Source organism: Achromobacter sp. Root170 (genome assembly GCF_001428165.1).
Lineage (GTDB): Bacteria > Pseudomonadota > Gammaproteobacteria > Burkholderiales > Burkholderiaceae_B > Achromobacter > Achromobacter mucicolens.
The window spans coordinates 193,804-209,132 of record NZ_LMHN01000018.1; the positions used below are offsets into that span (position 1 = coordinate 193,804).

Genomic DNA, 15,329 nt, shown 5'->3' on the forward strand with positions numbered 1-15,329 from the left:
TGGCGGAATTCAGAGTTGGTTTTCCATGGCTTCGACGATATGCCGCAGCACTTGCAGCCGAGCGTAACGCTTGTCGTTGGCCGACACCAGATGCCAGGGCGCGTGGGGCACATCGGTCCGCATCATCATCTCATTGGCCGCCGCCGAGTATTCGGGCCATTTTTCGCGGTTGCGCCAGTCCTCGGGCGTGATCTTGAAATTCTTGAACGGCGATTTTTCGCGTTCGCGAAAGCGGGCGAGCTGTTCGTCGGGCGTGACCGCCAGCCAGAACTTGAGCACCAGCGCGCCGCTGGCCGCCAGCTGTTCTTCGAAGTCGTTGATCTCTGCGTAGGCCCGGCGCCACTTGGCGGGGGGAATCAGCTTCTCGACTCGCTCGACCAGCACGCGGCCATACCAGGAGCGGTCGAAAATCGCGATCCGGCCATGGCGGGGAATGCGGCGCCAGAACCGCCACAGGTAAGGGCGTGCCAGTTCTTCGGAGCTGGGCGCGGACACGGGCGTGATGTCGAATTGCCGGGCGTCCAGCGCGTGCGTGACGCGGCGGATGGCGCCGCCCTTGCCGGCTGCATCCTGTCCCTCGAACACCACGATCAGCGAGCGATCCTTGAACTTGTCGGAGCGGGCGGCGAGCGCCAGCCGGCCTTGCAGCAGGCCGAGTTCGGATTCGTAGTCTTCCTTCTCGACCTTGGCGTCATAGTCCAGCTTGCCCAGGCGGTCGACGATGCGCGTCGTGCTGGAATGCGCCACGAAGGCGGGCGGCAGGCGCGGCACGCCGCGCCGGCGCAGCGCCGTCAGCACCGCTTCGGCCGTGCGCGCGGTGCGCATGTTCTCGTCGGCGCTGGGGATCACCACCCAGGGCGCGTGACCGCAGTCCGTGTGATTGAGCACGACGTGCGCGCCCGACCGGATGCGGTCGAAACGCTTGTTGACCTTCATGTCGACCGGGCTGACCTGCCACGCGGTCTCGGGACTGGCGAGCAGGCGCTGCGCCCGTTCCTTTTGCGCCTTGGCCGACAGGTGGAACCATAGCTTGACGATCTGCACGCCTTCCGAGGCCAGCATCGTTTCAAAGCGCATGATGGCGGCGGCATGGGCCTCGATGGCGTCTGCATTGGGCTTTTTGCGCACGGCTTCGATGACCAGCGGCGTGTACCAGGAGCCGAACACGATGCCGGTGCTGCCCTTGGGCGGCAGATCGCGCCAGTAGCGCCACAACGGCGGGCGATCCAGTTCGTCGCCCTCGCGCGGCCCATAGGCCAGCGTGCGGATGTGGCGCGGATCCATCCATTCGTTGAGCAGGTTGATCGTGGCGCCCTTGCCGGCCCCGTCGATGCCCGCCACGACGACCAGAAGCGTCTTATCGGCCTGGCGCAGGCGTTCGTACTGCGCATTCAGCAGTCCGACCCGCAGCCGCGTTTCCAGCGCCTTGAATTCATCTTTTGAGAGGGTAGGGTCTGCTTCGGCTTCGGCGAACATGGATGCGTCGGATCGGGTTGCTGCGATCGGGCGATCTTGCGGGATATGGCCGTGCGGCGCAAGTGCGCCGCGGCCAGGTGTCAAAGCGCGTTGACGGGAATCTTCAGATACCGCACGCCGTTGTCCTCGGCCGGCGGGAAATGTCCCGCGCGGATGTTCACCTGGATGGCGGGCAGGATCAGCGTGGGCATCGACAGTGTCGCGTCCCGCCGGGTGCGCATGGCGACGAATTCATCTTCGGTGATGCCATCGCGCACGTGGATGTTGCCGCGGCGCTGGTCGGCCACGGTGGTCTGCCAGGCGGCGTCGCGGCCCTCGGGCGGATAGTCGTGACACATGAAGAGGCGCGTGTCGTCGGGCAGGCTCAAGAGGCGCCGGATCGACTGGTACAGCAGGTGCGCATCGCCGCCCGGGAAATCGCAGCGCGCCGTGCCGACATCGGGCATGAACAGCGTGTCGCCCACAAACGCTGCGTCGCCGATCAGGTAGGCCATGTCGGCTGGCGTGTGACCCGGCACGTGCACCGCCGTGGCGGTCAGCGCGCCGATCTGCAAGGTCTCGCCGTCGGCGAACAGATGGCCGAACTGCGATCCATCGAGCTGAAACGCCGGCTCCAGGTTCAGGATCTTCTTGAACACGCCCTGCACGCTGCGGATGCTCTGGCCGATGGCGATGACGCCGCCCAGTTGCCGTTGCAGATAAGGCGCGGCGGACAGGTGATCGGCGTGGGCATGGGTTTCCAGCAGCCAGACCGTCCGCAACCCCCGCTCGCGGACATAGTCGGCCACGCGGTCCGCGTTGGCGGTGCTGGTGCGGCCCGATTTGGGGTCGAAGTCCAGCACCGAATCGATGATGGCGCAGGCGCCGCCGGGCCCTGCCTCGTGAACGACGTAGGTGATGGTCGAGGTGACAGTGTCAAAAAAGGCCTGGATGTGCGGATTCATGGGGGCTCGGGAATGGAGGGCGGGCACGTCGGAACAGTTTACGTAAAAAAATAATATTTGCGAATAGTTTATTCAGAAATATAATGACGACGCTGTTGCCTCGTTTTTCCTCCTCTGTCAGCGCCCCGCCATGAATGCCCCGCTTACCGAATGTGAAGTCTCCTCCCTGCGTGAATCGGCCTCCCAGGCCTGCACGCTGCTCAAGGCCCTGGCCAACGAAGACCGCTTGCTCCTCCTGTGCCAGCTGGTCCACCATGAACGCAACGTCGGCGAGCTGGAATCGCTGACCGGGATCCGCCAGCCCACGCTCTCGCAGCAGCTTGGCGTGCTGCGCGACGAAGGCCTCGTCGTCACGCGGCGCGAAGGCAAGTACGTCTACTACCAGATGGCCAGTTTCGAGGTCAGCCAGGTGATGAAAACCCTGTCCAGCCTGTACTGCGGACGCGCACTGGAGTCCCTCAAATGAACGTGGACTGGTCTGCCTTTACGCCGATCGCCGGTACGGCGGGGGGGGTCCTTATCGGCGCCGGCGCGGTCTTGCTGATGCTTGGCGCCGGGCGCATTGCCGGCATCAGCGGCATCGTGGGCGGTCTTTTCACCCCGACGCGAGGCGACGGTTGGCGCGTGGCCTTCCTGCTGGGACTGTGCGCCGCGCCGTGGATTTACCGGCTGTTCGCCACCTTGCCGTCCATCACGGTCGATGCCAGCACGCCCCGGCTGATCGTGGCTGGCCTGCTCGTCGGGATCGGCACGCGATACGGGTCCGGCTGCACCAGCGGCCACGGCGTCTGCGGCCTGTCCCGCGGATCTCGCCGCTCGTTCGTCGCCACGGCGATCTTCATGGCGGCCGGATTCGTGACGGTCTACGTCTTGCGCCACGCGGTGGGAGGCTGACATGGCTGCGATCTACGCTTTTGCCGCCGGGCTCGTCTTCGGATTCGGCCTGTTGGTGTCGGGACTTGCCGACCCCGCGCGCGTGTTGGGATTTCTGGACCTGGCAGGCTTGTGGAATCCCACCCTGGCGTTTGTGATGGGCGGCGCCGTCGTCGTGGCCAGCATCGGATTTGCGCTCTTGCGTCGCCGCCACGCCAGCCTGTCGGGCGAACCCATGCGCTGGCCGCAGGCCACGCAGCTGGACTGGCGTCTGGCCGGCGGCAGCCTGGCGTTTGGCGTGGGCTGGGGCGTGGCGGGATTTTGTCCCGGCCCCGCCGTCGTCGCCGCGGCGGCCGGCATCGGCGAGGCCGGTATTTTTGTGGTCGCCATGCTTGCGGGGATGGCGATCCACGCCATCATCGAACGCGCCCGGCGCGGCGGGGCCTGACCCGGCGTCCGCCGCCTTACTCGTACGTGCGGATGTCGTCGATCACCTTGCCGTCGTTCGGCAGGCCGCCTTCGTCCACCCATTGCACATCGGCGCGCAGCTTGGTCACGTCGCGCGCCGAATCGGCGATGCGCTTGGCCAGGTCATCGTTCTGCTCGCGCGACTCCACCTTGAGCACCATGCGGTCCGAGCCCGTGCTGCCGCTGATGACCAGCCGCGCCCGCAGGATTTCCGGATGCCGCCGGACCACGTCGGCCACCTGCGAGGGGTGCACGAACATGCCGCGCACCTTGGTCGTCTGGTCGGCGCGCCCCATCCAGCCCTTGATGCGGGTGTTGGTGCGCCCGCACGGCGAAATGCCCGGCATCACCGCCGACAGGTCGCCGGTGCTGAATCGCACCAGCGGGTAATCGGGGTTCAGCGTGGTCACCACGACCTCGCCAACTTCGCCGTCGCGCACGGGTTCGCCAGTGCCCGGACGCACGATTTCGACGATGATGTCCTCGCCCACCACCAGCCCCTCGCGGGCAGGCGTCTCGAAAGCGATCATGCCCAGGTCGGCGCTGCCGTACGCCTGGTAGCCATCGATGCCGCGCGCCGCCAGCCAGTCGCGCAGCGAGGGCGGGAAGGCCTCTCCGGAAACCAGCGCGCGGCGCAGCGAATCGAGCTTCACGCCCAGTTCATCGGACTTTTCCAGAATGATCTTCAGGAAGCTGGGCGTGCCGGTGTAGCCGCTGGGCGATAGGTCCTGAATCGCGCGCACCTGCTGTTCGGTCTGTCCGGTACCGCCGGGGAATACGGTGCAACCCACCGCGTGCGCGGCCGTCTCCATCATCGAGCCGGCCGGCGTGAAGTGATAGGAAAAGCAGTTGTAGGCCAGTTCGCCGGCGCGAAAGCCCGCCGCGTACAGGGCGCGCGCAAAGCGCCAGTAATCCGAGCGCGCGCTTTCCGGTTCGTAGATCGGGCCGGGCGAGGCAAACACCCGCATCGCTTCGCCCCAGCCGATCGCGGAAAAGCCGCCGAAGGCCTTGGCGGGCCCAGCGGGCCGGGCGGCGTCATCGCGGCTGTGCTGCTGGCGTTCAAGCAATTCGTGCTTGCGCAGCACCGGCAGCCGGGCCAGCGCCTCGCGCGAGGTGACCGTGGCCGGGTCCACGCCGCGCAATTGCTCGGCGATGGCCGGCGCGCGCGCGATGGCCCGCGCAATCGCCCCAGGCAGGGCCGCCATCAGATCGCGCTCGCGTTGCTCGGGCGCTCGGGTTTCGAGGTCATCGAAAAACTCGGACATGGAATCGCACCTTCTCGTGTGCCGGTTGGCGGCGCCGTTGCCGGCGCCATGCGGCAAGCGCTGGCTTGCCCGCGTCGGAAATCAGGCCAGCCAGCGTTTGCGGCGGCGGTAGAACTTGTTGTCCCGGAAACTCTTGCGCTCGCCGCTGGAGATGCCCAGGTAAAACTCCTTGACGTCCTCGTTCTGCGCCAGGTCGGACGCGGCGCCGTCCATCATCACGCGCCCGTTCTCCAGGATGTAGCCGTAATCGGCGTAGCGCAGGGCGATGTTGGTGTTCTGCTCGGCCAACAGGAAGCTCACGCGCTCGCGCTGGTTCAGGTCGCGCACGATCTCGAAGATTTCTTCGACGATCTGCGGCGCAAGACCCATCGACGGTTCATCCAGCAGGATCATGTTCGGGTTGGCCATCAGCGCGCGGCCGATCGCGGTCATCTGCTGCTCGCCGCCCGAGGTGTATCCGGACTGGCTGGTGCGCCGCTGCTTCAAGCGCGGGAAATACTGGTAGACCCGTTCAAGCGCGGCCGTGGTGTCGCCGCGGGTCATGCTGCGCGTATAGGCGCCGGTCAGCAGGTTTTCCTCGATGGTGAGGTGGGCAAAGCAGTGCCGGCCTTCCATCACCTGCACGACGCCGCGCTTGACCAGCTCGGCCGGCGTCAGCTTTTCGATGCGCTGGCCGCGGTACTGGATGTGGCCTTTGGTGACGTCGCCGCGCTCGCCCTTGAGCAGATTGGAGATCGCGCGCAGCGTGGTGGTCTTGCCCGCGCCGTTCGCGCCCAGCAGCGCCACGATCCTGCCTTCGGGCACCTGCAGGGACACGCCCTTGAGCACCAGGATCACGTGGTTGTAGATCACCTCGATGCCGTTCACATCGAGCAGCACCGGCGGGGCGCCTGCGGCGGCAATATTGGCGTCGTTCATAAACATTCCTGCAGCGTGGCGGCGGCCGGCCGGAAAGCCGGCCGCCGGGTCATATCAACATGCGTTGCGCACCCGCGGCGTGGCCGCCGCGGGCGCTCCAGGGGCATCACTCACACTTGCGGGGCGTAATGTTCTTTTCCTTGGCGTACTTGGCCGCCGATTCCTTGACCATCGGGTCCAGGATCGTCTTGTCGGCCTGATACCAGTCGGAAACGACCTTGAACTTGGAACCGTCCCACTGCACGATGCGGGCCCAGTCGTCGCCCTTGTGGTTGGCGCACGAGGTCTTGACCGGACGCATGATCTGGCCAAAGCCCAGCTTGTCGAGCTTTTCCTGCGTCAGGTCCAGGTTCTCGAAGCCCCAGCGCACCTGCTCCGGCGTCAGCGCCTTGCCCTTGCCGTACTTCTCCTGCGCGGCGCGGATCGCTTCCACCTGCAGCATCGAGATCATCATGCCGCGCGTGTGGGCGATGGTGCCCAACGTGGTCTTGCCGGTCTTGTCCGCGCCCTGGCCCTTGTCGTAGACGTATTTCTTCAGATCGTCGTAGACCTTGTCGCTGTCGGCGCCGCTGTTGTGGATGGTGATGGCGTTGTAGCCCTTGGCGACATCGCCCAGGTCCTTGACGTCGCCTTCCGAGCCGGCCCACCAGATCGCGTACATCTTGTCGCGCGGATAGCCGCTGGCCTGCGCTTCGCGGATGGCGGTGGGCGTCATGATGCCCGCGCTCCACAGCAGCACGTAGTTCGGGCGCGCCTGGCGGATCTGCAGCCAGGTGGACTTCTGCTCCACGCCCGGCGCCGTCACCGGGTACAGCAGCAATTCAAAGCCTTCCTTGGCGGCGCGTTTTTGCAGCAGGGGGATCGGTTCCTTGCCGTAGGGCGAGTCGTGATAAACCAGGGCGATCTTCTTGCCCTTGAGCTTGTCCATGCCGCCTTCTTTCTTGGCGATGTCCTGGATCATCACGTCGGCGGCGGTCCAGTACGTGCCCAAGAGCGGGAAGTTCCACTCGAACACGCTGCCGTCCACCGATTGCGACAGGCCGTAGCCCATCGTTTCCACGGGCACCTTGTCGACGATGGCCTTGTCGCTGACCGCGAAGGTGATGCCGGTGGACTGTGTGTCGAAGCCCGATGCGCCGGTGCCCTTGCCCTTCAGGCGCTCGTAGCATTCCACGCCGCGGTCCGTGGCGTAGGCGGTTTCGCATTCTTCATACGTGATCTTGACGCCGTTCACGCCGCCATCGCGCTCGTTCACGAGCTTCAGGTAATCCAGCTTGCCATCGGCCCAGGGAATGCCCAGCGGCGCGAACGATCCCGTGCGATACACCAGCAACGGAACGAACTGCTCTTCGGCCGCCATTGCCGGCGTGGCCACGGCGCCTGCGGCGCCGGCTGCGGCCATTAAGGCTGCCGCCAACTTCAGGTTAAGACGCTTCATCTCCATTTACCTCCTGCGTGGTGTTTGGGTCGGTCAACCCTGTGACACCGGGATTGGCCCGGTCTTGAGCCGGGTATTCGGGGCGGGGGTCCAGCGCGGTTGTGCTGCGATGAACCCACGGAAATCAAAACGAAACACGATCAGTGCGGGAACGGCCAGATCCTCAACTTCTCCTTGCCGATGCTCCACAGCCGGGCCAGGCCGTGCGGCTCGGCGATCAGGAAGAACACGATCAGCGCGCCGAACACCATGTGCTCGATGTGGGCGGCGGTGTCCACTGACAGCGGCAGGCCCAGCATGTGCGGGATGTTGGACAGCGCCACGGGCACCAGCACGATGAACGCGGCGCCAAAGAAGCTCCCGATGATCGAGCCCAGCCCGCCGATGATGACCATGAACAGCAGCTGGAACGAGCGGCCCAGGTCGAACGCCAGCGGCTCCCACGATCCCAGGTGGATGTAGCCCCACAACGCGCCGGCCACGCCGACGATGAACGAGCTGACGGCAAACGCCGTCAGCTTGGCGTACATGGGCCGGATGCCGATGACGGAAGCGGCGACGTCCATGTCGCGGATCGCCATCCATTGGCGTCCGATGGCGCCGCGCACCAGGTTCTTGGCCAACAGGCTGAAGATGACGACCAGGATCAGCACGAACAGGTACTTCTCCATGGCGCTCTGCACCGGCAGCCCGAAGGCCGTGAGCGGCGGCACCGACACGCTGCCCGAGGACGAATAGTTGGTGAAGAAGGGAATGCGCAGGAACGCCCAGTCCACGAAGAACTGCGCGGCCAGTGTCGCCACCGCGAGGTACAGGCCACGGATGCGCAGGCTGGGGATGCCGAAGATCACGCCGACAAGGGTGGCAAAGCAGCCGCCCAACAGAATCTGCACCACCAGCGGCATGCCGGGAAAGCGCACGCCGAAGTTCCACGCCGCATACGCGCCCACCGCCATGAAGGCGCCCGTGCCCAGCGAAATCTGGCCGCAGTAGCCGACCAGGATGTTCAGGCCCACGGCGGCCAGCGCCAGGATCAGGAACGGAATCAGGATGGCGCGCAGCAGATAGTCGCTGGCCATCGCCGGCACGGCGATGAACGCCACCGCCATCAGCAGCCAGATGAAGACGCGATCCTGGCGGATCGGGAAGATCTGCTGGTCAGCGCGATAGCTGGTCTTGAATTGGCCGTTTTCGCGATAGAACATGTTTTATCCTCGGTGACGCAGGCTTAGACGCGGTCGATGATCTTCTCGCCGAACAGCCCTTGCGGACGGAACAGCAGGAACACCAGCGCCAGCACATAGGCGAACCAGATTTCGATGCCGCCGCCCACCAGCGACCCCAGATACACCTCGGACAGCTTTTCCCCCACCCCGATGATGAGCCCGCCCAGAATGGCGCCCGGCACCGACGTCAAACCGCCCAGGATCACCACCGGCAACGCGCGCAGCGCGGCGGTGGACAACGTGAACTGCACGCCGAACTTCGATCCCCAGATGATCCCGGCCACCAGCGCCACCAGACCCGCCACGCTCCACACGATCACCCAGATGCGGTTCAGCGGAATGCCGATCGACTGCGCGGCCTGATGGTCGTCGGCCACCGCTCGCAGCGCACGGCCCGTCGAGGTGTACTGGAAGAAGAGCGCCAGCGCCGCCACCAGCAGCGCCGCAATGACCGCGGCGGTCAGGTCCTCCAGGTTGATGAGCAGCCCCCCCTCGAACACCGAGTCCAGGATCAACAGCGGATCCTTGGGCATGCCGACATTGATGGAATACACCGAGCTGCCGAACGTGATCTGGCCCAGTCCGTCCAGGAAATAGCTGATGCCCAGCGTGGCCATCAGGAGCGTGGTGGCTTCCTGGTTGACCAGATGGCGCAGCACGAAGCGTTCGATCGCCACGGCCAGCAGGAACATCACGATCGCGCTGACAATGAACGCCAGCACGTTGGCCAGGATCATGTTGTCAAAGCCGAGCCAGCGCGGCAGCCATTCCGAAAAGCGCGCCATCGACAGCGCCGCCACCAGCACCATCGCGCCCTGCGCGAAGTTGAAGACGCCGGACGCCTTGAAGATCAGCACGAAGCCCAGGCCGATCAGCGCGTACAGCATGCCGCTCATCAGGCCGCCGAATAAGGTCTCTAGAAAAAATCCCATGTCTTTTCGCCTTGGTTGTCCGGCTTAGTGCGACACGCCGAGATAGGCGCGGATGACGTCCTCGTTGGCGCGGACCTCATCGGGCTTGCCGTCGCCGATCTTCTTGCCGTAGTCCAGCACGACCACGCGGTCCGAGATGTCCATGACCACGCCCATGTCGTGTTCGATCAGCACGATGGTCGTGCCGAACTCATCGTTCACATCCAGGATGAAGCGGCTCATGTCCTGCTTTTCCTCGATGTTCATCCCGGCCATCGGTTCGTCCAGCAGCAACAGGCGCGGCTCCATCGCCAGCGCGCGGCCCAGGTCCACGCGCTTCTGCAGCCCGTAGGGCAGGCGGCCGACCGGCGTCTTGCGGTAGGCCTGGATTTCCAGGAAGTCGATGATGTTTTCGACGAACTCGCGATGCTGGATCTCTTCGCGCTCGGCGGGCCCCAGGCGGAACGCCTGCGCCAGCAGGCCGCTCTTCATGCGCAGGTTGCGGCCCGTCATGATGTTGTCCAGCACGCTCATGCCCTTGAACAGCGCCAGGTTCTGGAACGTGCGCGCGATGCCCATCTCGGCGGCGCGGCGCGGGTTCATGCGCGAGAATCGCTGGTTGCGGAATTCAATGCCGCCTTGCTGCGGCGTGTACACGCCGTTGATGACGTTGAGCATGGAGCTCTTGCCCGCGCCGTTGGGCCCGATGATGGCGCGGATCTCGTGCTCGCGCACGTTGAAGGAAATATCGGTCAGCGCCTTGACGCCGCCGAAAGACAGGGAGATGTTCTGCATGTCCAGCATGACATCGCCGATACGCTGGTCGCGGTCGTTATGGCTCATGATCTCTACGCGGCTCGGGCGGTGATGGCGGGAAACGTCTTGACGGGGCAGATCCGCAGGTCCGCCGAAATCTTGCCGGTGCGTCCGTCTTCGAATTTCACTTCGGTCTCGATGAACTGCGACTGCTTGCCGCCAAAGAGCGCCTCGATCAGCACGCCATACTTCTGCGCGATGAAGGCGCGGCGCACCTTGCGCGTGCGGGTCAGCTCGTCGTCATCGGGGTCCAGTTCCTTGTGCAGGATCAGGAAGCGGCTGATCTGCGAGGCGGCCAGCTTGGGATCGGTCGCCAGGTCCGCATTGACCTGCTCCACGCATTCGGCAATGAGCTGATAGACCTCGTCCTTGCCCGCCAGGTCGGTGTAGCCGGCGTAGGCCAGGCCGCGGCGCTCGGCCCAGTTGCCCACGGCTTCCAGGTCGATGTTGATGAACGCGCACACATCCTCGCGGTTCGCGCCAAACGCCACCGCTTCCTTGATGTGCTGGAAGAACTTGAGCTTGTTCTCGATGTACTTGGGCGCGAAGAGGCTGCCGTTGGCCAGCTTGCCCACGTCCTTGGCGCGATCGATGATCTTGAGCTGTCCGTCGGTGTCCAGGTAACCGGCATCGCCCGTGTGGAACCAGCCGTCGGCGCTGCGCGCCTCGGCCGTGGCGTCCGGATTGCGGTAGTACTCCTTGAACAGGCCCGGGCTCTTGACCAGGATCTCGCCGTTGTCGGCCACGCGGATTTCCACGCCGGCCACGGGCGGTCCGACGGTGTCGTCGCGCACCTGACCGTCGGGCTGCACGCAGACGAACACCGAGGTCTCGGTGGACCCGTACAACTGCTTGAGGTTGATGCCGATGGAGCGGTAGAACACAAAGAGGTCCGGCCCGATCGCTTCGCCAGCCGTGTACGCCACGCGCACGCGGCTCATGCCCAGCGCGTTGCGCAACGGGCCATAGATCAGCACGTTGCCCAATGCATAGCGCATGCGGTCCCAGGCGTTCACGGACTCGCCGTCCAGAATCTTGGTGCCGACGCGGCGCGCCAGCTTCATGCAGGCGCCAAACAGCTTGCGCTTGAGATATCCCGCGTCTTCCATGCGGATCATCACGTGCGTCAGCAGCCCTTCCAGCACGCGCGGCGGCGCAAAGTAATAGGTGGGGCCGATGTCGCGCATGTCGATCGACACGGTATCGGGCGACTCGGGATGATTCACCGTGAAGCCCGTGACCAGCAGCTGCGTGTACGAGAACATGTTCTGGCCGATCCAGGCGGGCGGCAGGTAGGCCAGCACGTCTTCCTGGTCGGTCAGCTTTTCCATGTCGGACACGGCGCGCGCGCGGTCGATGAGCGCGTGGTGCGTCAGCACGACGCCCTTGGGCTTGCCCGTCGTGCCGGATGTGTAGAACATCGCCGCGGGGTCCTGCGGCTGCACGGCGGCCACGGCGCGCGTGTAAAAGTCGGGGTGCTTGGCCGCGTATTCGCCACCCAGCGCTTCCAACTGCTCATAAGACAGCAGCATGGGATCGGCATAGTGACGCAGGCCGCGCGGGTCGTCGAAGACGACGTGCTTGAGCGCAGGGCATTGCTCGCGCACCTCGATCATCTTGTCGACCTGTTCCTGGTCCTCGACGATCGCGACGCTGATCTCCGCATCCTGCAGCACGTAGACCATTTCTTGCGCGACGGCGTCCTGATAGAGCGGAACCGGAATCGCACCGAGCGACTGCGCGGCCATCATGGCCATGTACAGACGCGGGCGGTTCTCGCCGATGACGGCCACGTGCATGCCGGGCTGGATGCCAAGCGATGCGAGACCCTGCGCGACGTGACGGACATGCTCCGCCACTTCGGACCAGGTCAGGGTTTGCCAGATCCCCAGGTCTTTCTCTCGTATCGCGGGCCGCGACCCACGAACGTTGGCATGCGCGAGCAGCAGCGCCGGAAAGGTGTCCGGCGCCGCCGGCATCTGTGCAGATGCGGGCGATGAATGTGCCACGTTGTCTCCTCCGGTTTGGGCGCATCGCGCGCGGTGCCTGCGTTGAAGCGGCTGCGGCGGCGTGCTTGACCAGTTGGTTTTAGATTTACGGCAGGAGTTAAGGTATAAGGTTGGGTTGCTACCAACTGTCACCATCGCGACATTCAAGGACCTTTTAGGGTATTCCCGATGCAGCTATCCGACTCCCTGCAACTCGCCGCCGCCTGGTTCCGCGTACTCGACGCCGAACAGCAAGCGCGCGTGGAGCGGGACCTTTCCGTGCAGCAGGTCGTTGCCGGATCGATCATAGAGCGCAAAGGCGAACTCGCCCAGGCATGGATCGGTGTGCTCGCGGGACTGGTGAAGGTGTCGGTGGGCAATTCGGAAGGCAAGGTCGCATCGCTGACGGGCGTGCCCGCCGGCGGCTGGATCGGCGAAGGTTCGCTCCTGAAGCGCGAGGTCCGCAAATACGACATCGTGGCGCTGCGCGACTCGGTGGTGGCGCGTCTGCCGGGCGCGACGTTCGACTGGTTGCTGGATACCAGTATTCCGTTCAACCGCTATCTGCTGCACCAATTGAACGAGCGCGTGGCGCAGTTCATCGGCAAGGCGGAGTACGACCGTCTGCTGGATCCCGACGCGCGCGTCGCCCGCTGCCTGGCCGAGCTCTTCAACCCTTTGCTGTATCCGGGCATGGGCATGCGCCTGACGATTACGCAGGAAGAAGTCGGCTATCTGGCCCGTGTCTCGCGCCAGCGCGCCAATCAGGCGCTGCGCAAGCTTGAGGAAGCGGGATTGCTGAATGTCGAATACGGTGCGGTGCGCGTGCTGGATCTGGACGGCCTGAAGCAATACGGGTCGGATCGGGGCACGTCGGAAACGGAGCAGGCGGCGTAAGCCGGGGCAAGCCGAGGCGCAAAAAAAGTGTTGACGATAAATCGCGCGCTATTTAATATTGCGCCATGAAATCCAGAAACAAGACCAAAGGCGCTTTCAACCCGCTGCTGCTGGACAGCCAGTTGTGCTTCGCCCTGTACTCGACCTCGCTGGCGATGAACAAGGTGTACCGCAAGCTGTTGCGCGGGCTGGATCTGACCTATCCGCAATACCTGGTGATGCTGGTGCTGTGGGAAGGCGACGAAATTACCGTGACGGATATCGGCGACCGCCTGTTCCTGGATTCCGCGACGCTGACGCCGCTGCTCAAGCGCCTGGAAGCCGCCGGACTGGTGACGCGCAAGCGCGCCGTGAACGACGAACGCCAGGTAATCGTGAGCCTGACCAAGCAGGGCCGCGACCTGCGCGAAAAGGCCGAAGCGGTGCCGCATGCGGTCGGTGCGGCGGCGCAGTGTTCGCTGGACGAAGCGCAGGGCATGACGAAGACGCTGCACGCGCTGCGGGAAAAGCTGGTCGAAAGTCTTTGAGGTTGGGGGTGATGGTTGTCATCATCCGGTTTTATAAGTAGCGCACGATATTGTTGTTCACGATTTAAAGTTTCAGGCAAGCCGCAAGTTCATCGTTGACCGCCAACACGGGAAGGGTCCCGCAAGGCAAGCAGTACAAACTTCATTCAAAGGAACCACACCATGTCTATCGAAAAAGTCCTCTACCGCGCCAACGCCACAGCCACCGGAGGCCGCGAAGGCCGTGGCGTCAGCGACGACGGCAACCTGGACGTCAAGCTGACCACCCCGCGCGAACTGGGCGGCGCCGGCGCCGCAGGCACGAACCCCGAACAACTGTTCGCCGTCGGCTATTCGGCCTGCTTCCTGGGCGCCATGAAGTTCGTCGCCAACCGCGACAAGATCGCGATCCCGGCAGACGTGTCCGTGAATGGCACCGTCGGCATCGGCGCGATCCCCACCGGCTTCGGCATTGAAGTCGAACTGAAGATCTCGCTGCCGGGCCTGGACCGCGCCGAAGCGGAAAAGCTGGTCGCAGCCGCACACATCGTGTGCCCGTACTCGAACGCCACGCGCGGCAACATCGACGTGACGCTGACGATCGTTTGAGGTTGACGTTGCATCGAGGGTGATGTGACGGCGAAGTGGGCCTTGCAGGGGATGACCGAGTTGGTCGGTTGCCTGCATAGGCCCATTTTTTATTGGGCGACGCCGAGTGCTTCGTAGGTCGCCCGACGCCGCGGTCACCGTGGGCACGATCGCCCACGATTGCGGTCCGGAGCCTTCGCTCCGGACTTCCCCCTCGTCATCTTCGTCCGCCTTCGGCTCCCTTCAGACCTGTGGACAGGGCAGGAGATCTGCGGGGCCGCCGAATTGCTGCCGCCCGGGCGGCGGCAATCGGCATCGGAGACGTGGGTCGTCGGTGCGGGGTGCGCTTGCGCGCGGGCGCAGATCAGTTTTCGAATGACGCTCGTCAGAGGGGGGAGAGCGGTGATGGGCGGCGCGGCGACGGTCAGCTACAACTTGCCGGTCCGTACGCGCCGCCCATCGGGCACCGGGGTTCAAGTGACGATTAATGCCGTGGCTGCCTGAACCTGCCAAGAGCGTCTGCGGCTGCCGGTGTCTGACACCCTTGGGAGACGCACTGGGTGTGAAGCGAATCTCAGCAGGGTGTCAGACACCTTGTATCTTGGCCACTGTAGTGATTAGCTATCGCTACAAGCGGACCGATGAGCGTGTTCAGACACCTAGAGCCTGGACTTTGTCGTTCAGATTACGCCTCGGTTCCGCACCTCTGAGCCGGCTGGACACTGGACGGTAGCCTAGGGCATTGGACCCTGTATGTACAAGGCAAGTGGGCGCAGCGGGCTTCTTTGGTATTGGCAAGGGAGCTTAGGTTTATGTTTTTTCTCGGAATTGACGTTTCTAAGGCGAAGCTGGATTGCGCGCTRCTTGGCAGCGATGCCAACAAACGCAAGACCAAGGTCGTACCCAACTCGATAGCGGGCGTGCAGACGCTGCTGCAGTGGTGCGCCAAGCAGGGAGCCGAGCCGGCGCAGTTGCATGCCGTGCTCGAGCCCACAGGGCAATATCAYGAGCAGGC

At 64.5% G+C, this 15,329-nt stretch carries 16 protein-coding genes; 7 read left to right on the plus strand and 9 right to left on the minus strand.

Features of this window, described 5'->3' with window-relative positions; genetic code table 11:
• Positions 1-9 precede the first annotated feature (9 nt).
• Entirely contained in the window at positions 10-1,476 is a 1,467-nt protein-coding gene (gene pap, locus ASD87_RS23980; protein ID WP_056327357.1) for a polyphosphate:AMP phosphotransferase, read from the minus strand.
• Positions 1,477-1,556: 80 nt separating this feature from the next.
• Positions 1,557-2,420, minus strand: a complete 864-nt coding sequence (locus tag ASD87_RS23985; RefSeq protein ID WP_056327359.1) for an MBL fold metallo-hydrolase — start codon at positions 2,418-2,420, stop codon at positions 1,557-1,559.
• A gap of 130 nt (positions 2,421-2,550) precedes the next feature.
• Between ASD87_RS23985 and ASD87_RS23990 the strand changes: the two genes are divergently transcribed.
• The 3 genes from ASD87_RS23990 to ASD87_RS24000 are packed head-to-tail and all read left to right on the plus strand — an operon-like array spanning position 2,551 to position 3,741.
• Positions 2,551-2,886 (plus strand): helix-turn-helix transcriptional regulator, encoded by a 336-nt coding sequence (locus ASD87_RS23990; protein WP_056327361.1) that lies wholly within the window; start codon positions 2,551-2,553, stop codon positions 2,884-2,886.
• Entirely contained in the window at positions 2,883-3,314 is a 432-nt protein-coding gene (locus tag ASD87_RS23995; RefSeq protein WP_056327362.1) for a YeeE/YedE family protein, read from the plus strand. The genes ASD87_RS23990 and ASD87_RS23995 overlap by 4 nt, the downstream gene beginning before the upstream one ends.
• Position 3,315: 1 nt before the next feature.
• Positions 3,316-3,741 (plus strand): DUF6691 family protein, encoded by a 426-nt coding sequence (locus ASD87_RS24000; protein WP_056327364.1) that lies wholly within the window; start codon positions 3,316-3,318, stop codon positions 3,739-3,741.
• A gap of 16 nt (positions 3,742-3,757) precedes the next feature.
• Here the strand turns inward: ASD87_RS24000 and ASD87_RS24005 are convergent, their stop codons facing one another.
• The 7 genes from ASD87_RS24005 to ASD87_RS24035 form a co-directional block, all read right to left on the minus strand.
• Positions 3,758-5,026 (minus strand): phenylacetate--CoA ligase family protein, encoded by a 1,269-nt coding sequence (locus ASD87_RS24005; protein ID WP_056327366.1) that lies wholly within the window; start codon positions 5,024-5,026, stop codon positions 3,758-3,760.
• A gap of 81 nt (positions 5,027-5,107) precedes the next feature.
• Entirely contained in the window at positions 5,108-5,944 is an 837-nt protein-coding gene (locus ASD87_RS24010) for an ABC transporter ATP-binding protein (protein WP_056327368.1), read from the minus strand.
• Between the two features lie 106 nt (positions 5,945-6,050).
• Positions 6,051-7,388, minus strand: coding sequence for an ABC transporter substrate-binding protein (locus ASD87_RS24015; protein WP_081100873.1), 1,338 nt, complete (start codon positions 7,386-7,388; stop codon positions 6,051-6,053).
• A 134-nt stretch (positions 7,389-7,522) separates the two neighbouring features.
• Complete coding sequence (locus ASD87_RS24020) at positions 7,523-8,587, minus strand: branched-chain amino acid ABC transporter permease (RefSeq protein ID WP_056327370.1); 1,065 nt, start codon at positions 8,585-8,587, stop codon at positions 7,523-7,525.
• Positions 8,588-8,610: 23 nt separating this feature from the next.
• Positions 8,611-9,540: a branched-chain amino acid ABC transporter permease gene (locus tag ASD87_RS24025; RefSeq protein WP_056327372.1), complete on the minus strand. Its 930-nt coding sequence runs from the start codon at positions 9,538-9,540 to the stop codon at positions 8,611-8,613.
• A 24-nt stretch (positions 9,541-9,564) separates the two neighbouring features.
• Complete coding sequence (locus ASD87_RS24030; protein WP_056327375.1) at positions 9,565-10,362, minus strand: ABC transporter ATP-binding protein; 798 nt, start codon at positions 10,360-10,362, stop codon at positions 9,565-9,567.
• Positions 10,363-10,367: 5 nt separating this feature from the next.
• Positions 10,368-12,344 carry a long-chain fatty acid--CoA ligase gene (locus ASD87_RS24035; RefSeq protein WP_056327376.1) on the minus strand — a complete coding sequence of 659 codons (1,977 nt, stop codon included), beginning with the start codon at positions 12,342-12,344 and terminating at the stop codon, positions 10,368-10,370.
• Positions 12,345-12,512: 168 nt separating this feature from the next.
• Between ASD87_RS24035 and ASD87_RS24040 the strand changes: the two genes are divergently transcribed.
• From ASD87_RS24040 to ASD87_RS24055, 4 genes are all read left to right on the plus strand, one after another.
• Entirely contained in the window at positions 12,513-13,220 is a 708-nt protein-coding gene (locus ASD87_RS24040) for a Crp/Fnr family transcriptional regulator (RefSeq protein WP_056327378.1), read from the plus strand.
• A 65-nt stretch (positions 13,221-13,285) separates the two neighbouring features.
• The gene (locus tag ASD87_RS24045; protein ID WP_056327380.1) at positions 13,286-13,747 is read left to right on the plus strand and encodes a MarR family winged helix-turn-helix transcriptional regulator; all 462 of its coding nucleotides are present in this window, start codon (positions 13,286-13,288) and stop codon (positions 13,745-13,747) included.
• Positions 13,748-13,909: 162 nt separating this feature from the next.
• Positions 13,910-14,335 carry an organic hydroperoxide resistance protein gene (locus ASD87_RS24050; RefSeq protein ID WP_056327382.1) on the plus strand — a complete coding sequence of 142 codons (426 nt, stop codon included), beginning with the start codon at positions 13,910-13,912 and terminating at the stop codon, positions 14,333-14,335.
• Positions 14,336-15,126: 791 nt separating this feature from the next.
• Positions 15,127-15,329, plus strand: a 203-nt coding sequence (locus ASD87_RS24055; RefSeq protein WP_156403500.1) for a transposase, incomplete at its 3' end; no start/stop codon positions are given.